This window comes from Sphingosinicella soli (assembly GCF_014199685.1).
GTDB lineage: Bacteria > Pseudomonadota > Alphaproteobacteria > Sphingomonadales > Sphingomonadaceae > Sphingosinicella > Sphingosinicella soli.
The window spans coordinates 1-26175 of record NZ_JACHNZ010000053.1 but is presented as its reverse complement, the minus strand read 5'-3'; the positions used below and the strand labels follow the sequence as shown (position 1 = coordinate 26175).

Annotated in this window: 19 protein-coding genes and 1 pseudogene; 8 read left to right on the top strand and 12 right to left on the bottom strand. The window is 65.8% G+C overall.

Annotated features, from left to right (window positions below):
- Window positions 1–158: 158 nt before the first annotated feature.
- The 6 genes from GGQ98_RS16690 to GGQ98_RS16665 all read right to left on the bottom strand — a co-directional run bounded on the left by GGQ98_RS16690 (window position 159) and on the right by GGQ98_RS16665 (window position 6708).
- Window positions 159–767, bottom strand: coding sequence for a TetR/AcrR family transcriptional regulator (locus GGQ98_RS16690; protein WP_184071562.1), 609 nt, complete (start codon window positions 765–767; stop codon window positions 159–161).
- Window positions 768–831: 64 nt separating this feature from the next.
- Complete coding sequence (locus GGQ98_RS16685; protein WP_184071560.1) at window positions 832–1317, bottom strand: hypothetical protein; 486 nt, start codon at window positions 1315–1317, stop codon at window positions 832–834.
- Window positions 1310–4036, bottom strand: coding sequence for a 2Fe-2S iron-sulfur cluster-binding protein (locus tag GGQ98_RS16680; RefSeq protein ID WP_184071559.1), 2727 nt, complete (start codon window positions 4034–4036; stop codon window positions 1310–1312). Before GGQ98_RS16680 ends, GGQ98_RS16685 begins: the two co-directional genes overlap by 8 nt.
- Window positions 4033–4305, bottom strand: coding sequence for a sarcosine oxidase subunit delta (locus tag GGQ98_RS16675; protein ID WP_184071557.1), 273 nt, complete (start codon window positions 4303–4305; stop codon window positions 4033–4035). Before GGQ98_RS16675 ends, GGQ98_RS16680 begins: the two co-directional genes overlap by 4 nt.
- Before the next feature lie 7 nt (window positions 4306–4312).
- Window positions 4313–5572, bottom strand: coding sequence for a sarcosine oxidase subunit beta family protein (locus GGQ98_RS16670; protein WP_184071555.1), 1260 nt, complete (start codon window positions 5570–5572; stop codon window positions 4313–4315).
- Window positions 5569–6708, bottom strand: coding sequence for an aromatic ring-hydroxylating oxygenase subunit alpha (locus GGQ98_RS16665; RefSeq protein ID WP_207791459.1), 1140 nt, complete (start codon window positions 6706–6708; stop codon window positions 5569–5571). Before GGQ98_RS16665 ends, GGQ98_RS16670 begins: the two co-directional genes overlap by 4 nt.
- Before the next feature lie 122 nt (window positions 6709–6830).
- On the opposite strand from GGQ98_RS16665, the gene GGQ98_RS16660 reads away from it, so the two are divergent.
- Window positions 6831–8435 (top strand): phytoene desaturase family protein, encoded by a 1605-nt coding sequence (locus GGQ98_RS16660; protein ID WP_184071553.1) that lies wholly within the window; start codon window positions 6831–6833, stop codon window positions 8433–8435.
- On the top strand, window positions 8432–9847 hold the full coding sequence (locus GGQ98_RS16655; protein WP_184071551.1) for an APC family permease: 1416 nt from the start codon (window positions 8432–8434) through the stop codon (window positions 9845–9847). Before GGQ98_RS16660 ends, GGQ98_RS16655 begins: the two co-directional genes overlap by 4 nt.
- 10 nt (window positions 9848–9857) lie before the next feature.
- Here the strand turns inward: GGQ98_RS16655 and GGQ98_RS16650 are convergent, their stop codons facing one another.
- The 5 genes and pseudogenes from GGQ98_RS16650 to GGQ98_RS18730 all read right to left on the bottom strand — a co-directional run.
- The gene (locus GGQ98_RS16650) at window positions 9858–11657 is read right to left on the bottom strand and encodes a gamma-glutamyltransferase (protein WP_184071549.1); all 1800 of its coding nucleotides are present in this window, start codon (window positions 11655–11657) and stop codon (window positions 9858–9860) included.
- A gap of 26 nt (window positions 11658–11683) precedes the next feature.
- Window positions 11684–14083 carry a prolyl oligopeptidase family serine peptidase gene (locus tag GGQ98_RS16645; protein ID WP_184071547.1) on the bottom strand — a complete coding sequence of 800 codons (2400 nt, stop codon included), beginning with the start codon at window positions 14081–14083 and terminating at the stop codon, window positions 11684–11686.
- The gene (locus tag GGQ98_RS16640; RefSeq protein ID WP_184071545.1) at window positions 14080–15852 is read right to left on the bottom strand and encodes a gamma-glutamyltransferase family protein; all 1773 of its coding nucleotides are present in this window, start codon (window positions 15850–15852) and stop codon (window positions 14080–14082) included. Before GGQ98_RS16640 ends, GGQ98_RS16645 begins: the two co-directional genes overlap by 4 nt.
- Before the next feature lie 64 nt (window positions 15853–15916).
- Window positions 15917–17515, bottom strand: a complete 1599-nt coding sequence (locus tag GGQ98_RS16635; RefSeq protein ID WP_243451972.1) for a TonB-dependent receptor domain-containing protein — start codon at window positions 17513–17515, stop codon at window positions 15917–15919.
- A gap of 183 nt (window positions 17516–17698) precedes the next feature.
- Window positions 17699–17926, bottom strand: a pseudogene (locus GGQ98_RS18730) (TonB-dependent receptor plug domain-containing protein); the annotation flags it as partial.
- 589 nt (window positions 17927–18515) lie between these two features.
- Here GGQ98_RS18730 and GGQ98_RS16630 point away from each other — a divergent pair.
- On the top strand, window positions 18516–19172 hold the full coding sequence (locus GGQ98_RS16630) for a TetR/AcrR family transcriptional regulator (RefSeq protein ID WP_184071541.1): 657 nt from the start codon (window positions 18516–18518) through the stop codon (window positions 19170–19172).
- On the opposite strand, the gene GGQ98_RS16625 is transcribed toward GGQ98_RS16630, so the two are convergent.
- Window positions 19165–20403 (bottom strand): metal-dependent hydrolase family protein, encoded by a 1239-nt coding sequence (locus GGQ98_RS16625; RefSeq protein WP_184071539.1) that lies wholly within the window; start codon window positions 20401–20403, stop codon window positions 19165–19167. The genes GGQ98_RS16630 and GGQ98_RS16625 overlap by 8 nt on opposite strands.
- A 110-nt stretch (window positions 20404–20513) precedes the next feature.
- Between GGQ98_RS16625 and folD the strand changes: the two genes are divergently transcribed.
- The 5 genes from folD (at window position 20514) to GGQ98_RS16600 (ending at window position 26140) form a co-directional block, all read left to right on the top strand.
- Window positions 20514–21419 carry a bifunctional methylenetetrahydrofolate dehydrogenase/methenyltetrahydrofolate cyclohydrolase FolD gene (gene folD, locus GGQ98_RS16620; protein ID WP_184071537.1) on the top strand — a complete coding sequence of 302 codons (906 nt, stop codon included), beginning with the start codon at window positions 20514–20516 and terminating at the stop codon, window positions 21417–21419.
- Between the two features lie 136 nt (window positions 21420–21555).
- A complete protein-coding gene (locus GGQ98_RS16615; RefSeq protein ID WP_184071535.1) occupies window positions 21556–22875 on the top strand; it encodes a spinster family MFS transporter in 1320 nt (439 codons plus the stop codon).
- Window positions 22876–22900: 25 nt separating this feature from the next.
- The gene (locus GGQ98_RS16610) at window positions 22901–24667 is read left to right on the top strand and encodes a DUF885 domain-containing protein (RefSeq protein ID WP_184071533.1); all 1767 of its coding nucleotides are present in this window, start codon (window positions 22901–22903) and stop codon (window positions 24665–24667) included.
- A gap of 49 nt (window positions 24668–24716) precedes the next feature.
- On the top strand, window positions 24717–25871 hold the full coding sequence (locus tag GGQ98_RS16605; protein WP_207791458.1) for an alanine racemase: 1155 nt from the start codon (window positions 24717–24719) through the stop codon (window positions 25869–25871).
- Between the two features lie 20 nt (window positions 25872–25891).
- Window positions 25892–26140: a hypothetical protein gene (locus tag GGQ98_RS16600; RefSeq protein WP_184071531.1), complete on the top strand. Its 249-nt coding sequence runs from the start codon at window positions 25892–25894 to the stop codon at window positions 26138–26140.
- Window positions 26141–26175: the final 35 nt, after the last annotated feature.

Below are 26175 nucleotides of genomic sequence, written 5' to 3'. Positions count from 1 at the left end.
GCAAAGGTGCAGCGGCTGAGCCGGGCGCGGTCATGAGTTGAGCAACGAACACGCGCGTCGGCCGCACGTCGATCGCGCTTGAGGAGGTCCGCCCCTGCAGTGCGTCAACAGCTTTTTGTACCGATCGATAAAGATTTATTGACGGTACGGAGAAGCTGCTATTTCGAAGGCCACATCAGCATGCTGGTATCGATCATGCGTTCGAGGTCGGCGCGCGTCGCGCCTGCCCCGGCCTGCACCGCCATGCCCTGCAGAAGCGCGTAGAGAAAGCTGGTCAGCCCCTCCACATCCACACTTTCCGGCAGGTCTCCGTCGATCTTCGCGCGCTCGAAACGCTCGACGAGCGCGCGGCGCGCGACCTTGCCGCGCTCCAGCACTTCAAGGCGGATACACTCCGCCTCCGCGCCGCACGCGACGGCGCTGATCACGCCGAGGCAGCCGTGCGGCTCGCAGGTGCTCGTTTGATTCTCCATGCTGCCCCGCAGCAAATGCTCCGCCACACCGCGCGCGGTCGGCTGCGCCAGCGACTTGCCCACATAGGCGAGCTTTTCGGTCTCGTAGAGATCGAGCGCCTTGCGGAACAGCGCCTCCTTGTTGCCGAACGCCGCATAGAGGCTGGGGCGCGTGATCCCCATCGCCTCGGTGAGATCATTCAGCGAAGCGCCTTCGTAGCCCTTGCTCCAGAACACGCGCAGCGCCGCGGCAAGCGCCGCATCCACGCAAAACTCGCGCGGACGTCCTTTGACAGCGATGGCGGTCGTTTCCATATCGAGCGGTATATAATCGAACCGTCACAATGTGCAACCCCGCCGCGCCTTCGCTTCGATCAGCCTACCGCGACTGAGCCGGCGTTGCGGCGGCCGCGATATCCAGGCGGTGTTTCAGCCATTCCCACAGGTACGCGGCGGCGGGGCGCTCTGCGACCAGCAACAGCGCCGTCCCCCGCCGCACCAGCGTGACGCGCAGATCGGCGAGCCGGGCCGTGGCGGCGCTTTCGATATCCAGCGCGCCCAGCCCCAGAAAATCCAGCGGGTCCGGCGCCTGCACGACGATGAAGGCCAGCGCCGCCGTGATATCCTGAACCAGCACCGTGCCCTCCACGCCCTGCGCGATTCGGAGGCGCAGCGCGTCCGGGTCTGCGCCGTCTTCAAGGTACAGCAGTTCGCCCGGAGAGATGCGGATTGCGCCGGAAAGATCGATCGGCGTGCGGCTGGTGACGAGGCACGCGGCGATGCCGTCCCACGGGATGATCTCGCAGCCCCCTGCCCGCATCGGCGCGCGGCCCGCGAGCGCGCTCTTGCGCGTAAGCTCAGGCAAGACGCTCTCCCTGCGGATCGAAGGGGCAGACGGGGCTGACCCTGGCCTGCCACTTCCGGCCTTGCGACCAGACCGTGAGCACTTCGCCCATCCGGCTTTGCCCGGCTTCAAGCAGCGCCAGCGACAGACCGCGCCGCAGCGCGGGGCTGAACCCGCTGCTCGTTACGATCCCCTGACTGGGATGCGTCTTTCCGCCGATGATATGCGCGCCGACGGGCAGAACATCGCGCGCATCGACAGGCTGGAGCCCGACGAGCTGTTCGCGGCCGGGCGCGCTTGAAGCGGCATGCAGCAGCGACCGCTTGCCGACGAAATCCGATTGCTTGCGCGCGATCCCCTTCCCCCAGCCGATATCGGCGGGCTGCGTGCGGCTGTCCGTATCGCCGCCGACATGGATATAGCCTTTTTCCAGCCGCAGCAGATCGAGCGCTTCGAGCCCGAAGGGGATGAGACCTTCAGCCGCGCCGCATTGCATCAGCCACTCTGCAAGCGCCTCCGCCCGGTCTGCCGCGACGGCGATCTCGTAGCTCGGCTCGCCGGTGAAGCTGACGCGCTGGATGCGCACGGGCGCGCCCGCAAGATGCCCTTGCCGCATCGCATTGTGCGGGAAAGCGGACGTATCGATGTCGCATTGCGCGCGATCCAGAACGGTGCGGGCGCGCGGCCCGGCCAGCGTCAGCACCGCCCATTTTCCGGTCACGTCCTGCATCACAACATCAAGCGGCCATTCGCACTGGTGCCATTGTTCCATCCAGCGGAACACGCGTTCGGCGTGGCCGCTGCTTGCCGTCATCAGGAAATGATCCTCGGCGAGGCGCGCGACGACGCCGTCGTCGATCAATGTGCCGAGTTCGTCGGTGAGGAGATTGTAGCGTATCCTGCCGACCGGGATCGTCGAAGGGCTGCCCACCGACATCAGATCCAGAAAGCGCCCGGCTTCCGGCCCCTTGAATTCGATCTTGCCGAACGATGAGCTGTCGATCAGCCCCGCGCCGTGCCGCACGGCCAAAGCCTCGCGCTGCGCGGCGGCTTCGATGCTTTCGCCGGGCAAGGGATAATGCGTCGGGCGCAGCCAGCCGTAATCTTCGAATTCGGCGCCGCGCGCGACGTGCCAGTCGTGCGCCGGAAGCTGCTTCCAGCGATGGAACAACCGCCCCAGCCCATGCCCGGCCGCAAGCGCGCCGAACGCGACCGGCGCGAAGGGCGGACGGAATTTCGTGACGCCGAGCGCGCCGGGCTCCGTCCCCTGAAGCGCGGCAAGCGCGACGACGCCGTTCACCGCGCTCAGCTTGCCCTGATCGACGCCCATGCCCCACACGGTGTAGCGCTTCACATGCTCGACGGAGCGGTAGTTTTCCAGCGTGGCGAGGCGCAGATCGTCGGTCGACACATCGGTCTGGAAATCGACGAAGGCCTTTACGCCGGGCGGGGGCAGCGGGTGCACATGCGCGGATACGGGCATCACCGCAGGCGGCATGTCCTCGCCCCCCGCCGCCCACAGGCCCGCAGCCGCGCCGTCCGCTCCGCATTCGGCTTCGCCGGACACGCCCCGCGCAGCGCCGCACGCGCGCACGGTCTGGCATTGATGTTCAGACACGAACGCCCCGATGCCCGGTTCGAAACGCAGCCCCGCGCCGGATTGGGACGCAAGCTGCACAGCCGGGCTCCAGCCGCCGGACATCGCGACGAGATCGCAGGCGATGCGCGCCGTGCCTTCCGGCCCGGCCACATCGACGGCGCGCAGCGATTTGCCGCCGATTGCGCGGACCGGGCGATAACCTTCGCGCAGATCGAACACGCGGGTTTCGATCCCGGCCGCACGCGCGACATCGGCGGCGGCAAGGCCGCTGTCCTCCGCGACCAGAAACACCGCCCGCCGACCCGGCGCCACGCCGTGCCGCTCGATATAATCGCGCACGGCACCAGCCAGCATCACGCCGGGGCGGTCGTTGTTTTCAAACAGCAGCGGGCGTTCGAACGCGCCGCAGGCCAGCACGATTTTGTTTGCGCGGATCTTCCAGAAACGCTGACGCAGACCCGGCGCGTCGACATCTTCGATCGCGGTGACGAGAGTGTGATCGTAGACACCGAGCGCGACCGTGCGCGCCAATTGCCGCACAGCGGGATGCGGGGGCTCGCCGCGCGCATCCGCGACAAGAAGCACGTCCGCGCCCCTCTCCGCTGCGCTTCGCGCGGCCGCGCGGCCTGCCGGGCCGCCGCCGACCACGAGCACATCACAGGCGGCGGCGCGGCTGTCGTATCGGCCCGGATCACGGCCTTCGGGCGCCCTGCCGAGACCCGCGGCGCGGCGGATGACCGCTTCGAACAGTTCCCAGCGCGGCCAGATGAACGTCTTGTAATAGAAACCGGCGGACAGCAGCCCGCCGAGCAGGCCGTTTACCGCGCCGATATCGAACGCGAGCGAAGGCCAGCGGTTGAGACTGCGAACATCGAGACCCGCCGCGAGCATCACCCGCGTGGCGGGAAGATTGGGCGTGCCGTTCACCGAGACGAGCGCATTCGTTTCCGAAAAGCCGCTGCCGATGATCCCGCGCGGCCGGTGATATTTGAAGCTGCGCGCGACCAGCCGCACGCCGTTTGCAAGGAGCGCGGCGGCGAGCGTATCACCCTCCCGCCCTTCCAGTTCGCGCCCGTCGAAGCGGAACCGCAATGCGCGCGCCGACGCGCGCGGATGATCGGGAATGCGCGCGCCGCTCATGCTTTCCCCGCCGGTGTTTCGTCGATGGGGTAGATCGCGGTGATGGCGTGGCTGACGGTGTCGCGCGTGACGTGAAACCAGCGGCGGCAACCGTAGAGATGATGCCAGCGCTCGTTCAGCGCCCCGCGCGGGTTGGCGCGGAGGAACAGATAATCCGCCCACGCGGCGTCGCTCACATCAAGGGCCGGGCGCTTCAGATGCGCCTCGCCGCCGCTGACGAATTCGGTTTCGTCGCGCGCGCCGCAGTGGGGGCAATGGATCAGCAGCATGAGCGGATCAATGCGAAATGCCTGCCGCCGCCGCTTCGTCGACGAGCGCGAGGTCGCGGAAGCGATCGAGGGAAAAGGCGCGGGCGAGCGGATGCGGCGCGCCGGTGGCAAGCGTGTGGGCGAAGGCTTCGCCCCCGGCGGGGATCGCCTTGAAACCGCCGCCGCCCCAACCGCAATTGAGGACGATGCCGGGCACCGGGCTGTTGCCCAGGATCGGCGAACTGTCGTGCGCATAATCCACGATGCCCGCCCACTGGCGCAGCAGGCGCACGCGGCTGAATGCGGGGATGAATTCGACGAGACCGGCAGCGACGGCTTCCGCGTTCGGGATGCTGCCCCGCTGCGCATACGAGGCGTAAGGATCGGCGTTGCCGCCCATCACCAGCCCGCCCTTGTCGGACTGGCTGACGTAGATGCCGAGCTGCGCCGAGGAGACGATCGTATCGAGCACGGGCTTGAGAGGCTCCGAGACGAAAGCCTGCAGCGCGTAACTCGTCAGCGGCAGGCGGAAGCCCGCCATGTCGGCAAGCATGGTCGAATGGCCCGCGACGGCAAGGCCGAGCTTCGTGGTGGCGATGGTTCCGCGCGTGGTGCGCACCCCTGTTACCACGCCGCTTGCGGGATCGCGATCGATGCCGGTCACCGCGCAGTTCTGGATGATATCGACGCCGAGCCGGTCGGCGGCGCGCGCATAGCCCCAGACGACCGCATCGTGCCGCACCGTGCCCGCACGCCGCTGGCGCATGCCGCCGAGGATCGGATAGCGCGCACCTGGCGCGTAGTTGAGATAGGGCGCGATCCGGCGTACGTCCGCAGCGCTGAGCATTTCCATATCGACGCCGCTCAGCGCCATGCCGTTGACGAGACGGCGCTGGAAATCGACCTCGCCGCGACTGTGCGCGACGGTGAGCATGCCGCGCTGGCTGAACATGATGTTGAAGTTGAGTTCACGGGACAGCCGTTCGTAGAGCGACACCGAATGATCGAACAGCGCCGCGCTCGCCGGATAATAATAATCGGATCGGACGATGGTTGTGTTGCGGCCGGTATTGCCGCCGCCGATCCACCCCTTTTCCAGCACCGCCACATTGGTGATGCCGTGGCGCTTCGCGAGATAATAAGCCGCCGCGAGGCCATGCCCGCCGCCGCCGACGATGACCACATCGTAGCGATCCCTGGGTTCGGGCGAACGCCACGCCTGCGGCCAATGACGATTCCCGGAAAGCGCGTGGCGCAGGAGTGCGAGCGCGGAATAGCGGGTCTTCATTCGCGCGGGCGATCCTGCCGATCGGCGATGTAGCGGCGGATATCGAGGCTGTAGTCTTCGAGCGGCGAATAATAGCCGTGATCGTGGACGCGCGCGGAGATGCCGCGCTGCACGCGCTCGCACACCGCCCAATCCTGCCGGTTGACGAGATCCCAGAAATCCACCGCATCGGACGCATCGAAGCCCGGCCTGGCGATCTCATCCCCGTGAAACAGAAACCGGCATTCGATCCGCGTCCGGTCTGCCGCGAGCGGCCAGAGAAGGAACGCCGCCGCGTGATCGCTCGAAACGCTGAGCATCAGGTTCGGGTAGATCAGCTCCCCCTTGTGGCGAACCTTTTCCTCTTCGCTGAGGCCGGGAAAGGGCTCGCGCGTCGTCGTCCCGCTCGCGGTATAGGTGGTCGCGCCTTCGCGGTGGGGAACGCCCAATTCCCAATCGAGATGCATGCCGCCGTTCCTGCGGAATTCAGGCACGACCTCGCACAGTTCGGGATGCACAGGGCCGCAGTGGTAACACTCGTTATAATTCTCCAGGATCAGCTTCCAGTTCGCCGCCACATCATAGTCGATCGTGCGGACCGTCCTGAGATCTTCCAGCGGATAGTTGCCGAGTCTGCGCGGCGCTTCGTGCAGCGCCGCAGCGAAATCGGGCGCGCCTTCGGGCGTGAGGTTCAGGAAGACGAACCCGCCCCAGAGCGCGACCCCGACCGGATAGAGCGACAGCGCCGTCTTGTCGAAATCGCTCACCCCGCTCATTTCCGGCGCGGCGATGAGCGCGCCTTCCAGACTGTAGGCCCAGCCGTGATAGGGGCAGCGGATCAGGCCGCCGATCACGCCGCCGGGCAATTCCAGCCCCCACCTGGCATCGTTGGCATGGTCGCAGATGCGCGCGCCGCGATGACGGCAGACATTGTAATGCGCGTGCAGCGTTCCGCCGCGCGACCGCACCAGCAGAACACTTTCGCCTGCAACGTCGATCACGCGGCTGTCGCCGGGCGCGGGAACATCCTCCTCGCGCGCGGCGCAGACCCATTCGCGCGCGAAGATCCGGCCCTTTTCCCACGCCCACGCCTCCGGCGTGCGGTAGGCATCGCTCGGCAGCGAGCGTTCCATGGGCGGGGCGGCAGGTCCGGACATCGGGAACCTCTTTACTAGACAGTTGCCTCATAGCGCAAAGCCTGTAGGTTCGCAAAGCCGGTATGTTCGATTGGAGGGAATCGCGTGCGCCTGCTTATGCCCGCCTGCGGGAAGTCGAAGCGTTGAACAGCCCTGCGCGCTATGATGCCGTCGTCGTGGGCGCGGGGCACAACGGCCTGACGGCCGCCGCATATCTGGGCCGCGCCGGGCTGAAGGTGCTCGTGCTGGAGCGCCGGGAGATTATCGGCGGCGCCTGCGTGACCGAGGAGGTGATCCCCGGCCACCGGGTGTCCTTCACGTCGTATTTCGCATCCATGCTGATGCCGACCGTGATTCGCGATCTCGGCCTTGCCGGGCACGGCCTGCGCATGATCGGCAGCGATCCGCTGCTCGCGGTCGGGCTGGAGCCGGGGCGCATCCTGCGCTGGTGGGCCGATCCGCAGCGCGCCGCAGACGAGATTCGCGCGATCAGCCCGCGAGACGCCGAGGCCTTTCTGCGCGTCGAACGCGAACTCAAGGCGCTCGCCGCCTATCTTCAGCCGTTCTTCCTGGAACCGCCGCCCGATCTCGCCGCGCGCGGACTGGACCGGGTGCGCGAGGCGTGGCGGCTCTTCAGGCGGTTCCGCAGGCTGAAAGGCGAAGAGACGTCCCGGCTGGTCAATTTCCTGACCGGCAGCCTCGGCGATTATCTCGACCGCCATTTCGAAAGCGAGGACGTGAAGCGCATGTTCCTTGCCAACAACGTCTACGGCAAGCATGGCGGCCCCTACGAGCCCGGCTCTGCGATCGGGCTGCTGTTCCACCTGCTTTCGGGCGGCGACGACGCGGTGCAGGGCTTTTCCGGCCATGTCATCGGCGGCATGGGCGCCATCACGCAGGCGATCGCGGCATGCGGCGAGGCGCACGGCGTGGAGATACGCTGCGGAACGCCGGTCGCCCGCATTCTGGTCGAACACGGCCATGCGGCGGGCGTTGAACTGGAAGACGGGAGCGTCATCCACGCGCGCATCGTTCTTTCCAACGCCGATCCGAAGCGGACGTTTCTGGGCCTCGTCGAGGCCGAGCATCTGCCTGAAACTTTCCGGCAGGATATTGCGGCGATCAAGATGGCCGGGCCTTCCGCCAAGCTCAATCTCGCGCTCACGCGCGAACCGACCGTGCTCGGTCGCCCCGCCGACGCCGATCCGCGCGAGCGATCCCTGCTGACGATGGTGCCGACGCTGGAAGGCGCGCAGCGGATCGCCGACGCCGCGCGGCGCGGCGAGATCAGCGACGATCTGTGGATCGACTGCGTGATCCCCAGCCTTGTCGACGATACGCTCTGCCCGCCGGGCAAGGCGATGATGACGTGCTTCATCCAGTATCTGCCCTATTGCCTGGCGCGGGGCACGTGGGACGAGCGGCGCGAGGAACTCGGCGATTCCATCGTCCGCCAGATCGCCCGCTGGATGCCCGACCTGCCCGAACTTATCGAAGGCCGCGTGGTGCTGACCCCGCTCGATCTCGAACGGACATACGGGCTGACCGAAGGCAATATCTTCCACGGCGATCTCAACATCGGGCAGTTGTTTTCGATGCGCCCCACGCCGCAATGGTCGCAGTACCGCACGCCTGTGAAGGGCCTCTACCTGTGCGGTGCGGGCGCGCATCCCGGCGGCGGCGTGACCGGGGCGCCGGGCCACAATGCGGCGCATCAGGTTCTGCGCGACCGGAAGGCAGGCCGATGAGCGAACAGACCGGCGCCGTCCATCCGCCGCGCGTGCTGGGGTTCGGCGACGTCGCGCTGTTCTACATCGTCACCGGAGTTTCGCTGCGCTGGATCGCGACTGCCGCCGCCGCCGGTCCGGGGTCGCTGGTGGTGTGGGTCGGCGCGTTCCTGTTCTTCTATATCCCCTTCGCGATGGCGGTGCTCGAACTCTCCTCCCGCCATCCCGACGAAGGCGGGCTTTATGCCTGGGCGAGACGCGCGTTCGGCGATTTCGCGGGCTTCATTGCCGGTTGGTGTTACTGGACAAGCAACCTCCCCTATTTCCCCGCCGTTTTCTATTTCGCCGCCAGCAATGCGATTTACGTCGCCGGAAGCGACTGGCTCTGGCTCGGGGATTCGCCCGCCTATTTCATGTGGTTCGCCTTCGCCGCGCTCGCGCTCATCGCGTGGCTCAACATCGTGGGATTGAAGCACGCGCGCTGGCTTCACAATATCGGCGCCTGCGGCATGTGGCTGCCGGTCGCGGCAGTCGCGTTTCTGGGTGTCATCAGCTGGTTCCGCTACGGCTCTGCCACCGAATTTTCCGCAGCGAGCATGGCGCCGAGTTTCGAGCTGAAAGACATGCTGTTCTGGGCCTCGCTCGCCTTCGCATTCTCGGGCTGCGAGACCGCTTCGTTCATGAGCGGCGAAATCAAGGATCCGCGCCGCACGATACCGCGCGCGCTGGTGGTTGCGGGCGTGGTCGTCGCGCTCAGCTACATCATCGGCACCGTCGCCGTGCTCGTGATTTTGCCGCCTGCGGAAACCAACAGTCTTTCCGGCCTGCTTCAGGCCGTGAGCACCGCGGCGACCAAACTCGGCTGGGTCTGGCTGGTGCCGGTCGTCGCCCTGCTCATCACGATCGGCAATCTGGGCGCTGCGGGCGGGTTTCTCGCGGCGACATCGCGCATTCCCTTCGCCGCCGGAATCGATCGCATGCTGCCGCCCGCTTTCGGCAAACTCCATCCGAAATACGGGACGCCGCACGTCGCGATTCTGACCCAGGCCGGACTCGGCGCCGTATTCGTTTTCCTCGGCCAGGCCGGAACCACCGTGAAGGGCGCTTACGACGTGCTCGTCAGCATGGGCATCATCACGGCGTTCGTGCCGTTCCTGTTTGTGTTTCTATCGCTGATCCACGTGCAGCGGGAACCGGCGCGCGCGGAAACCATCCGCGTGCCCGGCGGCCGCCCGGTGGCGATCATGCTCGGCTGTATCGGCCTGATAACGACGAGCTTCGCGATCGGGCTCGCCATGCTGCCCGCCGCCGACGAGCCCAACAAGCCGCTCGCCGTCGCGAAGATCATCGGCCTGACCGGAATTCTGATCGGCGTCGGCTGGGCGATTTACGCAAGCTCGAAACGAAAGGCCCGCCGCGCCGCGTTCGAATGAGCCGCCGCCGTCAATAGGCGACAGCAGCGCTGTTGTTGCGATTGTGCGATGCCGCGTGGAGCGCGCCGGTGCGCGGATCCCGGCTGATCGCAACCCACTTGCCTTCGCCGCCGAGACGCGCGTCATCGAGCGGAATGACGCGCCAGGCAAGGCCTGTTTCCTGCAGAACCTTTTCGTCGAACCGGCCTTCGGGCACCGTCAACGTGGTTTCTCCCGTGGCGGGATCAATGCTCGGCAGATAGAAATCGGGCGTGTTGACGGCCTCCTCCACGTCCATGCCGAAGCAGGTGTAATTCAGGAGGCACTGGAAGGTTCGCTGGTGAAGACCCGCGCTCATCGATGCAAATCCCAGAACCGGCACATTGTCCTTGAACACGATGCCCGTCTCCGTTGGTGCGGGCAGGCGTTCACCGGGTGTTACGCGCGCAATCGCCGCCTGCTGGAACGACGCCGGATCGCCGATCGAAATGCCGTCCACGAAGAGTCCCGTCTTGCCCCAGTTCACGCAATTGATCGAATGCGTGATCGCCGCGATGTTGCCCTCGCTGTCGATGGCGACGATATCGTCGGAATGCATCGGCGTGGTGCGCTTCCACTTGGTGAAAGTCTTGCCGGATTCGATCTGCTTCCACAGCGCCTCGGCATGCGCCTTGGTGACGCGCGAGGCATCGCTGAAATCGATGCCGGGATAGATCGCCGCCTGCGTTTCCTTCGGAAACATCGAGATGCCGAAGAGCTGCGTGATGTCGACGGCCTTCTTCAACGACGCGGCCGATTTCGTCCAATGTTCGCCGCCGCAAAGCCCGGCTGCCTCCGCAAGGTTCTGCGCTTCGATGAGCGAGACGCCGCCGAAGTTGGGCGGGGGGCTGGTGCGGACCGAATAGCCGTTCCTGAGCGGCGCCTCCAGCGGATCGGCCCAGATCACATCGTAGGCCTTCAGATCATCGAGCGTCATCTTGCCGCCGTCCGCCTGCACGGCCGCCACCAGTCTTTGCCCCCACGGACCGCCGTACATGTGATCGGCGCCGTCGCGCGCCACCGCGCGGAGCGTCTGCGCAAGCGCGGGCTGGCGGAACAGATCGCCCGCCCGGTAAGCGCTGCCGTCCGGCTTCACGAGGGTCGCGCGGGTTTCGGGTAGGCGGCGGATATCCTTGTCGCGGAACTCGAAAATGCCCTCCAGAAACGGGGTGACGGGCATACCCTGCTCGGCGATATAGATGGCGGGATCGAACAGGCTCGCGAACGGCAGGCGGCCGAACCGGCGGTGCGCCGCCTCGACGCCCTTCATGAACCCACCGACAAGCGCGGTGCGTCCGCTCGGCGGTCCCATCCCCTGCAGCGCTTCGATGCTGGAAAAATCGATCTTGCCGGGAATGGACATCGGATCGGTCTCGCCGCGCACCGTGTTCCATTCGGCGTTGAGCGTGTAGGTCTTGCCCGTCTTCGCCTCGTGATAGACGAGCGACATGATGCCGAAATAGCTGACCGGCGCGCCCATCGTCAGCGCGATCTGTGCGAGCGCCCCGGTCATCACCGCGTCGATCGCATTGCCGCCCTGCTTCAGCGCTTCCAGACCCGCGCGCGCCGCAAGGCCGTTGCAGGCGACCGTGACGGCGCCCTGCGTGCCCCTGGCCGCACCTGCGCGCGTACGATCCACACCCTGCGCCTTCATGAAGCTGTCGTACTCGCCCTTCGGCCAGCGTGTCGGCGAAAGATCGACCGTGCCCAGAGCGAAAGCGCCGGGGGTGATTCCGGTGGCGGCTGCTGCAGCGAGCAGGCCGGTGGTCGCGGTGCGGCGTGTCATCATCATCGTCATATCCTCGTTCGCTGGAAGGATCAGAAACCGGGGGCCGGAGACGAAGCCTTCATCTCCAGCCTGAAATCGGCGGGCGGCTCCCGCTGCATAAGGTGCTCGACGAAATAGTCCCACATGCGCTGGGTATAATAGGCGCTGGTGCGGTGGAAATCGTGCGTTTCGTTGGGCAGGTACATCATGTCGAACGGCTTGTTCGCCTTGATGAGCGCGTCGGCCATCTGCAGGGTCACGCTCGGCAGCGCGTTCTCGTCCATCTCTCCGTAAACGAGCATGAGCTTGCCCTTCAAGTTCGGGGCGAGCGGCATGAGATCGAGCTGCCGGTAGTTGGACGGGACGGCACCGGGATCCGGGCGGACATTGCGGCCCTGCCCGTAGTCGGCGATCGGGAACAGCCCCTCCACCGGATAGAAGCCCTGGAAATTGAGCGGACCTGCCGAGGACACCGCGACCTTGAAGACATCGGGGTGCGCGAGGATCGCGCGGGCTGAGGTGTAGCCGCCGAACGAGTGGCCGTAGATGCCGATGCGGTCGAGATCGAAGTTTCCGAACCTTTCGGCGAGTTCGCGAATTCCGGCGACGTGATCGGCAAGTTCGGGTTCGGCGAAGACCTCGTAGCTGGCGTTGTTGAACAGCTTTGAACGTCCCGGCGTGCCGCGACCGTCGATGGTGACGACGATGAAGCCCAGTTCCGCCAGCGCGGCGCGCGAACGTGGGTTCATCGTGACGACCGCCTCGTTGTAGTCCGTCGGCGCGTTGGTGACCTGCGGCCCACCGTAGATCGCGTCGATCACCGGGTACTTGCGCCCCGGCTGCATGTCGGGCGGGAAGTAGACGGTGCCCCACAGCGGCGTCTTGCCGTCCGCCGCCGTGATCTTCACACGTGTCGGCGCGCGCCATCCGGCGGCGGCGACGCGGCTGACGTCGGCGGCTTCCAGAACGCTGACGACCTGCCCGTCGTCTGCGGAACGCAGGACGGTGACGGGCGCGCGGTCCAGCGCGGAATGGCTCTCGACGATCCGCTTGCCGTCGGGCGACAGCGCTGCAGTGGCGGCAGAGCCGGGCACGGCATTGCCGATCGGCTCCCGCGCGACGAGATGCACGCCGGTTTCAGGCGTAAGCAGCCGCGCCGCGCCGCCATCGAGCGACGTGCTGTAAAGACGGATGAAATAGGGATCGGGATCGGCATCCGTGCCGCCCGCCGTGAAGAACAGACGCCGCCGCTCCGCGTCGATACCGACGATGTCGCGCACCGTGCGCTTGCCGCTCGTCAGCTTGCGCTTCAGCCGCCCGGTCTCGAGATCGTGAAGATAAATCTGCCCCCAGCCGTCACGCTCTGAAAACCACAGGACTTCACGGGTTTTCTCTAGAACGCGGACGTTCGGCGGGCTGTAAATGAACGCGTTGAAGCGGCCCCAGATCGGCGTTTCTTCCTGCAAGACCACTCGGACCGCGCCGGTTTCCAGATCGATCTCGGCGAGGCCTACCGCCTTCGCGGCCGCCTTCGCGACGAGCCCGTAGCCGCGGCGTCCGTCCGCCGACCAGTGGAAGACCGAGCCCTGAAGCTGCCAGCCGTCCTTCAGATCGATGATCGTTTTCCGGCGCTCCGCAACGTCGAAGATCGCGATTTCGGTTTCGCCCTTCTCGGCGTCGCCGACCAGGGGAATGCGCGGCTGCCACAGCTTCGGTCGCCAGCTTCCGTCCTGCGGCACCGCCTCCACGAACGGAAACGGCGCCACCTTGCGCTCGTCGACGCGCGTGCTGACGAAGCGGCGGCTGTCGGGCGACCAGACGATGCCGAAAGGCGGGCGCGGCGCCGCGCTCCGCATCAGCGGCATCGACATCAGCGACGTTCCCGGAAGCGTGCCGTAGGCGAAATGTTCGGCGCCGTCGTCCGTCAGCGCGACGGTCTCGTCGCTGCCGCGCACGCGCAGATGCAGATTGTGATCGCGCACGAAGAGGCCCTGCCGCCCATCAGGCGCCCAGCCCGTATCGGGCATCGCCGTGGGCAGGGGCGCGGAGGTGCAGGTATAAGCGGGCAGCGCGCATTCGAGCGTGCGGTCGGCAAGCGTGAGCGTTACCGACGAAGCGGTGAGCGCGCTCACCGGGAGCACGGCCGCAACGTCGCCCTTCGCGGCCGCTTCCGCCGCCCGGCGGAGCCGCGCGGGATCAAACGCCTGCGCGCGCGCTCCTGTCGCCGCGTCGACGATGATCCACTCCGGGCCGCCCTCCCCAGCGCGCTGATACCAGAGGCGCGCGCCGTCGCCGATCCAGCGCGGGGCTATGTCGGCATTGCGGATCGCGCCGACGAGGTTCGCGTCGAGCACTTTTGCGGCGCGGGCATAGGCCTCGCGCAGCGGCGGCGCTTCGGCGGCGGCGGGCGCTGCGGAGAGCGCCAGCAACAGCAAAGCCGCCGACTTCACGACTTCAAACCGTCCGCCACGCCCATGCGGCGCGGATCGGCGACCGCACCGAGCCGCCCCTGCGCATCGCGGAAGCACATCTGGAACGACCCCATGTGATAATCGTACGCCGGCTTGGCCCGCACCTTCACACCCATCGCCGCCAGCCCCTTGACCGCGTCGGCGGACAGGCGATCCTCGATCGCCAGTTCGCTCTGGTCGTTGATGGGGTACATGCGCGGCGCTTCGGCTGCGGCATAGGGCGACATGTTGAAGTCCAGCGCGTGGGTGAGCACCTGCGCCACGGTATAATGGGGCGCACCGGGCGTGCCGAGCGACAGCACCGGCTTGCCGTTCTTGAGCACGATCGTATTGCCCATCACCTGCCGCATGCGCGCGCCGGGGGCGAGCAGCTGCATCATGCTCGGCTCTGGCTGATTGAACGTGCAGTGGCTGCCCACCATCGGCACGCCGCCGACGACGACGCCCGGAATGCCGCCGGATTGCAGCGTGTTCATCATCTGCACCCAATTGCCCTCCGCATCGACAATTGCGAGCTCGCAACTGCCCGGCGGATGCTTCTCGATTACATTGCCGGCGCCGATCACGGTGGGTACGCCGCCGGTTCCGGTGGCGCCGCCCGTCAGTGCGACGTGACGGCTCAGGTCCACCTTCGGCTTGATGCCGCGGATCAGCCGCGCGGCGTGCGCGAAATAGCCTTCGTCCAGCAGTGCGGCCGTGTCGTAATCGGCGACCGCGACCGGGTCGCCGCTATAGGCCGCGTTGAAAATCGCATGACGCAGCGCGTGCCCCATGTAGAACAGATGTTCGGCCGATCCGGGCTGCAGATCGCGGATCTTGAGGTGTCGCAGGATGCCGAGCGCGCCGGCGAGGCGCACGCCCTGGTTCTGCGGCGGAGCGAGACTGACGACTTCATATTCGTGATGCCGAAAGCGCAGCGGCTCGATCCAGCGCGGCGGCGTTTCGGTCATGTGTCGTTTCTCGATATTCCACCCCATCGCGTTTCCGCGCGCGATGAAGGCATCGGCCCAACCACCCGTGATCATGTGTTCCGGCCCCTCCGCCGCGACCTTTCGCAGTGTCGCAGCGAGCGGCTTGTTCACGAACAGGTCGCCGACCTTCACCAGATAGCCGTCCGGCGCAAAGAAACGGCGGCCATCGGGGAAATGATTGTAGAAGGCGTGGCCGAACTCGTTGACCTGCACCTCGAACGTGGAAACCGGATGGCCGCTTTCCGCCCAGCGGATCGCATCTTCGCACAGATAGGCCCAGGGTTTGGTCCCGAATTTGGCGAACATTTCCTTGAGCCCCGGCATGAAACCCGGAATGACCGCAGACGGCGGATACGCGGCGTATCCGGCGGGCATCGCCGGAACCGGTCGGAACGGCGGCAGATCGGACGGGAACGTGCCGGTGCTGTCGAGCTGATACAGCTTTCCGGTCTTCGCTTCGTAATACAGGAACGTGACGGTTCCCGTATGGTTGGTCATGAACGGTTCGACCGTCGCCTGCACCATGCAGCCCGCGATCGCCGCATCGACGGCATTGCCGCCTTCCCGCATCACCTTCAGGATCGTTTCGGTGACGATGGCATTGTCGGTGCTGCACGCAGCCTTCACATTCGTGACGGGCGTTTTGGGGCCGGGATTACGGACGTAGCGCTGCATCAGATCCTGCGACGCCCGCGGCAGTTCCGCCGCCGCGCTCGTCGATGCGATCATCGCGCCCGCTCCCACAGCCGCGCCCGCCATGAATTGACGACGATCCATAATGCCCCTCCCTCGTGCAAAGCAAACGGGGCGGCAATCGCCGCCCCGGTATCAGATCTTGATCCTAGAAGTTCACACTGACGCCGAGTGAAACCGTTCGCGGCCGGATGACCGTGGCCGAACCCGCAGCACCATCGACGTTCGTGAAACCGAACTTGTCGAAGAGGTTGTCGAGCCGGAGCTGGACCGTGAACCCGCTGTCGAACACCGCGCCCGCCCGAAGATCGACCGTGGTGAGTTCAGGCAGCTTCTGGGTCGGGTTGGGATCGAGACCCGGATAGGTCGCGAACATCGACGACTGGAAGCGCAGCGAGGCACCGACACTTCCGGTGACACTGGGCGAGAGTGGAATCTGCTGATCGGCGACGATCGATGCCGTCCACGGCGCGGTGAGCGGCAGACGATCCCCCTTGGCCGCGCCGGCGACCGCCGCCGCTTCGGGCGTGATCGAGGTGAGCACGGCGCGCGTATGGCCCATATTGGCGCCGATTGTCAGCAGTTCGTTTGGCCGCAGCTGCATCTGGACTTCGATACCGTCCACGTCCGCGCTCGCCGCGTTTCCGCCGAGAACGAAGCCGTTGAACAGCGTGTTGAGCTGGATGTCCTTCCAATCGATATGGAAGACCGACGCGTCGATCGTGAAGGCGCCGTCAAGCGTCGTGGCCTTCACGCCCGCCTCGTAGTTCCAGACCGTATCCGACCGGATGACAGTCTGCGCGTTCGGAGGCGGAGCCGAGTTCGTCTGCGGACCGCCCGGACGATAGCCGCTTGCCGCGCGCGCATAGAAGCTGAGGTTGCTGAGCGGCCGCCAACGGACCGTGCCCAGATAGGTCGTGGCATTGTCCTTGAAATCGAACGTCAGCGCCGGGCGGGGCAGGAAGAACGATGTTGCTCCCGGCCCGCCGGTGCCCGACGTCTGCTCGTTGTGCGCATAGCGGATACCGCCGGTCACGTCGAAATTGTCCGTAAGGTAGAATGTCAGGTTACCGAACCCGGCGATTTCCTCGTACTTCGACGTCGTCGTCGTGCGGATCAGATAGTTGAACGGCGAGGCGAACGGAACACCTTCGGCCGTGTACGGCATGACGTTCGCCAGATAGGTGCTGTCTTCCTTCGTGTAGAACGCACCCGCGATGAACTCGATCGGCCCGAGCCGCTTCGAGGCGAAGCGGACTTCGGCCGAATACTTGTCCGCCGACGGATTGAAAAAGCTGCCCGCGCGCGACGAAGCCGGGAGCAGCGTATCGATGGGGACGCCAAACACCGCCTCGGAGACGGGGGCAAGCACGCCGCGTGCGAGCGGAATATACGTGCTCGTGATGTCGCTCGCAAAATCGACGTCGTATTTCGCATAGCTCGCCGACGCCGTGATCGTACCGGCGTCCATCTCGTATTCGGCCGTCGCATTGAGCAGCCGGTATTTCACGTCACCGCCGAAATCCATGAAATCGTTGTAGGTGTAGCCGCCGTAGAGCGGCGTGTACGTTCCGGGCACCAGATCGACGGACGAATAGCCGTTGTTTTCGATGTTCTGATACTGGCCGCTGATCTGGATCTGGAAATTCGGCGCGGGCTCCACGAGAAGCGCGATGCGGGCACCCGCCAGATTGCTGCGGTTGACGTCCTTCGTCCCGGTGCCGACGTTGTCGACGAAGCCCGGCATGCGCCGGTAATAGCCGGTCGCGGAAATCGCCGCGAGATCGCTCACGATCGGAATATTGACCGTGCCGCGAAGCAGGAAGCCGAGTTCGCCGCCCTTCACCTGCGAAACCTCACCGCGCATGTTGCCGCGGAATTCCACAAGATCGGGCTTGCGCGTCACGACCCGGATGAGACCGCCGAGGCTTCCGGCGCCGTACAGCGTGCCCTGCGGACCCTTCAGAACCTCGATGCGTTCGATTTCGGCAAGCTCGGGCTCCGGGGTCATCAGCGCGCTGACGCCGAGATAGCCGCTCGCGCTGAACGGCGTGTCGTCGATATAATAACCGGCGGTGTTCGTCGTCTGCTGCGGGCCTGAATTGAGACCGCGAAGAATGATCGTGCCGACGCCCGGCTGGCCGCTGTCGCGCTGCGAGAGGCCGGGACGAGGCTCGCGTAATCCCGGAAGTTCTGAACACCGAGCGTTTCAAGCGTTTCGCCGCCGACCGCGGTGATCGCGGTGGGAACGTCCTGCAGGCGCTCGGCGCGCTTGCCGGCGGTGACGATGATCTCGTTGAAATCACCCTGCGGTGACGGTCGCCGCTTCCTGTGCGTGCAACATACCCGGCGCCAGCACCAGAGCGCCAAGCGCAACGGTCGTAAGAATTCGTGTTTTTCCCTGCATGTCCCAGACCCCTCTTTTTAATGGCGACACGGCGCAGTCCGCATTCCGTGCGCGCCGCATTTTCCATGCAGTACTGTCATATAAAATCCGCGCCGCTGCAATGACGAATTCGGGAGTGCCGCCGGCACGATGAAATTTCCAGCAATTTATTGTTTTTTCGTTATTTTATTCACTTTTTTGCTTCGAAAAAACGTGACATGAATGCAACACTTGTCCGTTTTTATGAAAACGATATTCTCCTCAACCAGACGTATGTGCATGGTTCTGTGCATTGCCGGAGCGCGATCGACACCCCGCTCCCACTGGACATTACGCGGCGATGACAGCATGGGTGCGCGCAATGAAATCCCCGACCACGACCGCCAAGACCTCTCGACGACTCGGCCGCGAAGACTGGGTTGGCGCGGCGCGAAAGGCGCTGGTCGAATGGGGTATTCACGATGTCAAGGTCGATCGGCTCGCGCGGCTGTTGCGTGTGTCGCGGGGCAGCTTCTACTGGCATTTCAAGCGCCGCTCGGAGCTGCTCGATGCGCTGCTGACCGACTGGGAAGCGCGCAACTACTTTGAAATCGCGCAGGTGCGCGCGCGCTGGGCGCGGTCAGCGCCAGATATAGCGACCGTCATCGCACTCTGGCTCAGCGAAGACCCGAACGTGCTGTCGTTCGACATGGCGGTGCGCGCCTGGGCGCGGCGCGCGCCGGAAGTGGCACAATCGGTGAGACGCATCGACCGCGCGTGGATCGAACTGTTGCAGGACTATTTCGAGCGGGACGGATTGCCCAAGGACGAGGCGGTCGTCCGGGCGCGCGTCTCCTACTTCCATCAGATCGGCTATTGGGCGCTCGATCTGGAGGAGGAGCCCGGCGAGCGGTTGCGGCTGGTGCCGACCTATTATGAGGTTCTCACCGGGCGCAAACCGTCCCCGGAACTCGGCAGGCTGCTGAAAGAACACGCTGCGGCGAAACCGAAGCGCCGGGCCAAAAACACCGTCAGTTGAGCGTGTTCTTCACGATTTCACCGTCACGCATGATGAGCGGCAGCCGCGCGCCGGACTGCGCCAGCAGGCCGATGTCGGCGAGCGGATCGCCGTCCACCACGATAAGATCAGCGAAAGCGCCCGCCTTCACGCAGCCGAGCCGATCGCGCTGCATGAGGATTTCCGCACCCATTGATGTCGCCTGACGCAGGGTTTCAAGAGGCGTGAAGACCTCGGCGCGCAGCAGAAATTCGCGGCTCTGCTGAACATAGGCCTCGCCCAGCAGATCGGTGCCGAAGCCGAGCTTCACCCCCGCCGAGCGCATGCGGTCCATCCCCGCCAGCGCCTCGCCGAACATCTCGTTCAACTTGTCGACACTCGCCTGCGGCATGCCGAGCGCGGGGCCGGATTCGCGGATCGCGAAGATGATCGCCATCGGCGGCACGATATAGGCGCCGCGCTCGGCCACGAAGGCCGCCGTTTCATCATCGATCAGCGTGCCGTGCTCGATGCAGCGCACGCCGAATTCCACGCAGCGCCGTATGGCGCTCGACGGATGGCAGTGCGCGGCGGCATAGCTGCGCCGCTCGTCGCACTCGTTGGTGACTGCGCGAATCTCGTCTTCGCGGAACTGGTTCATCCAGATCGGGTCCGTGGGCGAAGCGACCCCGCCCGACCCCATGATCTTGATGCAATGCGCGCCCCGGCGGAACTGCTCGCGCACGGCGCGAAGGCAGGCATCGACGCCGTCGACGACCACGCACAAGGTATTGGCGTCGCCGCCGCAGGAGCAATAGCCCTGCGTGTGATGCGCCTCCCCGGCAGTACGGAAATCGCCGTGGCCGCCGGTCATCGACAGGATCTTGCCCGCGTAGAAATAGCGCGGCCCGCGCACCAGGCCGTCCTTCAGCGCCTGCGCCAGGCTCCAGTCGCCGCCGCCGATATCGCGCAGGGTGGTGAAACCGCTGTCCAGCGCATGGCCGAGCATCCTGACGGCATGCGCCGTGCGGTAGGGATCGCCCGCGCCGTCCACGCGCTTCACGTTCATGTCCGACGCATAGGCATGCGTGTGCAGGTCGATAAGCCCCGGCATCAGCGTGCGCCCGCCGAGATCGATACGCTGCGCGTCGGGAAGATTCACGGGCGTTTCGGAAACTTCCCGAATGGTGCCGCCTTCGATCACGACCGAGACACCCTCGGCGCAATCCGCGGAATAACCGTCGAAGACGCGCGCGTTTTCAAGAACGATCATACTCGCCTACCCTCCAGATTTCCGAACATGCCGGCACGCTTGGTCTTGCCTTATCAAGACACTTGTGTATGTCGCGCCGGCATGTCGAGTCCATCGGAAAGATGTGTCGGATGAAAAGTGCTGTCGCCCTCAACACCGAAAACGAAGCCCGGATCATCGACGGGCGAAGCGCCGCCGCCGCGCTTTGCGAGGATCTCAAACCGCGCGTCGCCGGCTTTCGCGCGCGGCACGGCCATGCGCCGGGGCTTGCGGTGATCCTGGTGGGCAGCGACCCGGCCAGCGCCATCTATGTTCGCCGCAAGGGCGAGCAGTGCCGGGCGATCGGCATCGCATCGACGCAGCACACGCTGCCCGCCGAAACGTCGGAGCAGGATGTGCTCGACCTCGTGGCGCGGCTGAACGACAGCGCCGAGGTGCATGGCATCCTCGTGCAGTTGCCCCTGCCCCCGCATATCGACACCCGCCGCGTGCTGGCCGCCGTGAGCCCCGCCAAGGATGTCGACGGCTTTCACGTGACGAACGCGGGCTGGCTCGCGATCGGGAAACCGACGCTGGCGCCGTGTACGCCTTGGGGCTGCATCCGCCTGCTGCGCGCGCTCGGCGTGCCACTGCGGGGCAAGCGCGCGCTGGTGGTGGGGCGATCGGTCATCGTGGGGCGGCCGATGGCGCAGCTGCTGCTGATCGAGGACTGCACCGTCACCATCGCCCACCGCCACTCCGAAAACCTCGCCGACCTTTGCCGCGAGGCCGACATTCTGGTCGTCGCCGTCGGCATTCCCGGCCTGATTCGCGGCGACTGGATCAAGCCCGGCGCGGTCGTCATCGATGTCGGCATCAACCGGCTGCCGCCCGATGACGCCACGCCGAAAGGCCGCATCGTCGGCGATGTCGTTTTCGACGAAGCCTCCGCCGTTGCCCGCGCCATCACGCCCGTGCCCGGCGGCGTCGGGCCGATGACGATCGCCTGCCTGCTGGAAAACACCCTGCGCGCCGCTGAAATGATCGCAGGCGATTGACCGCAACCGCACAGTACATTTCTGTATTGACGCGACCGGTTCGAAGCGTAGGTTGCAGGATCATTCGGAGTCGGGGGCAATCCGCACCGGGCGCCTGTGTATCTCTTGTTCCGCATTCCGCCGGAGACGCCGCGCCATGAATTCCAGCGTAGAGACCGCCCCGTCCGGTTCGGCTGCCCCTCTTTCGGGCGGCGGCGTTCCGGGTCGCTACTGGGTGCTCGCGGTGATGACGATGGTTTACGCGATCAACATCGCGGACCGCTTCGTCCTCTCCACGCTGATCGAGCCCATCAAGGCCGAGTTCGCGCTTTCCGACAGCGCGGTGGGCTTCCTCACCGGCGTCGCCCTCGCGCTGTTCTACACGACCGCCGGCCTGCCGCTCGGCGCGCTTGCGGACAGGGTGAACCGCCGGAACATGATCGCGTGGGCGATCACCATCTGGTCGATGTTCACCGCGCTCTGCGGTCTGGCGCAGAATTTCTGGATGCTGCTGCTGGCGCGCATCGGCGTGGGCGTGGGTGAAGCAGGCGGCACGCCACCTTCGCATTCCATCCTTGCCGATTATTTCCGCCCCTCCGAACGTGTCGTCGCGATGTCGATCTATGCCGTGGGCGTGTGCATCGGCTCCGCACTCGGCGGGATCGGCGGCGGGCTGCTTGCGGAGCATTACGGCTGGCGCGCCGCGCTGGTGATCTTCGCGTGCGGCAGCATCCCGGTCCTGATCCTGCTGTTCACCGTGCGGGAACCCAGGCGAGGCGCCTGCGATCCGCGCGGCGAGGTGCAGCGGGAAAAGACGAACTTTCGGGACTCGCTGCGGTTCATCCGGTCCCAGCGGTCGCTTGTGCATGTGCTCGCAGGGGGCACGGTGGCGACCTTCTCGGGCGGCGGCCTCGTGTGGTGGACGCCCGCCTTCCTGGGGCGCACGCACGGGCTTTCCGTGGGTGAGGCAGGCGTGCAGGTCGGGCTGATGAACGGCCTGGGCGGAAGCATCGCCATGATCGCCACGATCTTCCTGATGCTGAACCTCGCGAAGCGCGATCCCAAGTGGCAGTGCCATTTCGCGGCCTGGCTGACGCTCATCATCTCGGTGCCCGCGATCGCCGCGCATATGGTGACGGGTCTGGGTTCGGCGACGCTGCTGCTGTGGCTGTTCGTGCCGTTCGTCAACGTGATGATCGGGCCGACGCTGGCCTTGATCCAGAACCTTTCGCGCCCCGACATGCGCGGCTTCACGGTTGCCGTGCTGCTGTTCACGGCCAATATGGCCAACCTCGCCGTTGCGCCGCAGCTGATCGGCTTTCTGTCCGACATGCTCGCCACGCAGATCGACGATCCCGTGCAGTCGCTTCGCTATGCGCTCGCCTTCGCGGGCCTGACCGGTATCTGGGGCGCATGGCATTTCTGGGCGGCGATCAAATGGCTTCCGCGCGATCTGGAGCGCGCCGGAAGCGCCTGAGAATTTTCCACAGGGAGGGAAAAGAATGAACGCGAAGATACTGGCCATGCTGCTCGCCGCCGGAGCGGCCGCCGCGCCGGCGAGCGCGCAGCCGCAGCAAACCGCGCAGGCGCAGACAGACAGTGCCGCGCTGCACGCGATTGAAAGCGCGGTTCAGCAGGCGCTGCTTGAAACGGAATTCACGGCGCAGTTCCGCGCGGGCAAGCGGATCACGCACTTTGCCGACTATTCGCTGGCCCCGGTCCGCGAACAGGCCGCGCAGCAGGCGCGCTGGAAGGATGCGCTGGCGAAGATCGATCCCGCCCGGCTCAGCGAAGACGAGCGCCGCAGCTACGGGATCCTGCAATTCGAACTTTCCGGCATCGCCCGGGATGAAGCCGAATACTGGCTGACCTTCGATCTCACGTCCTATCAGTCGCCGATGGCGATCGGCACGGCGCATCAGATCATGGCCGCGCATGCGCTGGCGACGCCTGCCGACGCCGCAGAATACATCCGCCTGGTGGAGGCCTATGCGACGATGCTGGGCACGCTCGGCGCGAAGCTGGAAGCGCAGACGGCGCGCGGCATCTATATGCCCAAGGCCGCGCTGCCAGTCGCGCGAAAGACACTCACATCGCTCGCGGACGCCGCCGCAGCGCTGCGTCCCGCAGACGCGCGGCTTTCCGGGCTGGACGCAGCGACGCGCGGCAAGCTGCTCGCTGCGGTCGATGCCACGCTCGACGGGAAGATCCGCCCTGCCTACGCGCGGCTCGGCGCGCTCGTGGGCGCGGACTACGAGGCGAAAGCGCCCGAGGCGGTCGGCATCGGCCAGTATCCGGGCGGAAAAACCGTCTATCAGAAGCTCATCCACCGCTACACGACGATGGAGATGACGCCCGAACAGCTGCACCAGCAGGGCCTGGCCGCCGTCGCCGACGTGTCCGCGCGCATGCAGGCGATCCGCACCCAGCTCGGCTTCACCGGCACCTCGCGCGCCTTTTACGACAAGATCAGCACCGATCCGCGCTTCCTTGCGAAAACACCGGCCGATGTCGAAGCCACTTACGACCGCTACATCAAGGCGATCGAGCCGAAGGTGGCCGACTATTTCCGCGTCGTGCCGAAAGCGCCGTACGGCGCGAAGCGACTGCCCGCCGCATCGGAAGCCGGGCAGACGTTCGGATACTACAGCCCGCCGACCCCCGCCGAGCCGCGCGGCATTTATTATTACAACGGCTCCAATCTGGAGAAGCGCTCGCTGATAAACGCAGGCACGCTGATCTATCACGAGCTGGTGCCCGGCCATCACTTCCAGATCGCGCTGCAGCAGGAAAACAAGGCGCTGTCGCCGTTCCGGCAGAATTATTACGCCGGGGCGTTCAACGAAGGCTGGGGCGAATATGCCGCCAGTCTCGGCATCCCGCTCGGTCTCTACGACACGCCCGAAGCGCTCTACGGGCGCTACGTCAACGAGATGTTCCTCACCATCCGCCTCGTCGTCGATACCGGCATGAACCACTTCGGCTGGTCGCTTGAAAAGGCGCGCGCGTACATGCGCGAGGTCAGTTCGCTGTCGGACATGGAAATCGATTCGGAATCGCTGCGCTACTCCACGAGCATTCCGGGACAGGCGCTCAGCTACCGCACCGGCTACGACAAGATGTGGAGCCTGCGCCGCCACGCCGAAGAGCGCCTGGGCGCGGCATTCGACGTTCGGGATTTCCACGATGTCGTGCTGCTGCCGGGCACGCGGCCGATGCCGGTTCTGGAAGCCGACATCAACGCGTATATTGCCTCGAAACGGCCGTAAACGGCCTGAATCCGAAGGACCGGTTGACAGCGCAACAGGCTGATGGGAAATGGCGGTCGAAATCGCCATGACAGCCGCTCCGCAAACCTTGCTGCAGGTCGCCACGCCTGCGCTGATCCTCGATGAAGCGCGGCTTGCCGCGAATGTTCGCCGGATGGATGACCATCTCGCGCCTTTCGGCGTGGGCTTTCGTCCGCACGTCAAGTCGGTCAAATCCCCGGCGGTCATTCGCGACTTTCTGGGCGGCGCCGTGCCGATCACCGTCTCGACGCTGCTCGAAGCGCGCATGTTCGCCGAGGCGGGCTTCAACGACATTCTCTACGCGGTCGGCATCGTTCCCGCGAAGCTGGATGCCGTCTGCGCGCTGGCGGCGACGGGCGTTCGCATGCAGATCATCCTCGATGACGCAGGCGTTGCAGACGACATCGCGCATGCGCTTGCCGGGCGCAGCGGCGTCACCGCGCTGATCGAGGTGGATTGCGACGGCCACCGTTCCGGCATCGCCCCGGATGCGGACGATCTGCTCGTCATCGCCCGCACGCTGGCGGAAGCGGGCGTGTTCGGCGGCGTGATGACGCATGCCGGCGAAAGCTATGCCTGCGAAGGCGCCGATGCCATCGCCGCGCATGCGGAACTCGAGCGTTCCGGCCTTGTGCGCGCGGCGGAGAGGCTGCGCGCGGCGGGGCTGGCGTGCCCGGTGGTCAGCATGGGCTCGACGCCCACCGCGCTGTTCGCGCGCGCGCTCGAAGGGATCACCGAGGTGCGCGCGGGCGTTTACATGTTTCAGGATCTGGTGATGGCGGGGATCGGCGTGTGCCGCCCCGACCAGATCGCGCTTTCGGTGCTGGCGACGGTGATCGGGTATCAGAAAACGCAGGGCCGCCTCGTGATCGATGCCGGGTGGATGGCGATGTCGCGCGATCGCGGCACGGCCTCCCAGCGGGTCGATCAGGGCTACGGGCTCGTCTGCGACGGGGCGGGCGCGATCATCGGCGATCTCGTCATCACGAGCGTCAATCAGGAGCACGGGCTCGTCGGAAACCGCGACGGCACGCCGATCGACCTCTCCGCCTACCCGATCGGAATCCGGCTGCGCGTGCTTCCCAACCATGCCTGCGCAACCGCCGCGCAGCACACCGCCTATGTGCTGGCCGACAGCAGCGGCAAGGTGACCGCGCACTACCCCCGCTTCTCGGGCTGGTGAACGCCGGTGCGTTCCGCGCCATGATCTCTTTCTTCGACGAGCGGCAGCTTCTGCACGCGCCGCTTCGCGAGCTGCACAACGGCGCGTGGACGCCCTATGCCGAATGTCCCGACCGGGCGCGCGGCATCCGCGCCGCGCTGGAAACGGCCGAGCCTGCGCGGGATTTCGGAATGGGCCCCATCGAAGCCGTGCACGATGCAGATTATCTCGCCCTCCTATTTGGGCTCGATTTTCTGCAAGTCTTCGTCATCGTCATCTCTCCTCCATAACAGTAATAGGCACGCTATTCGACGCTGTGCTGCGA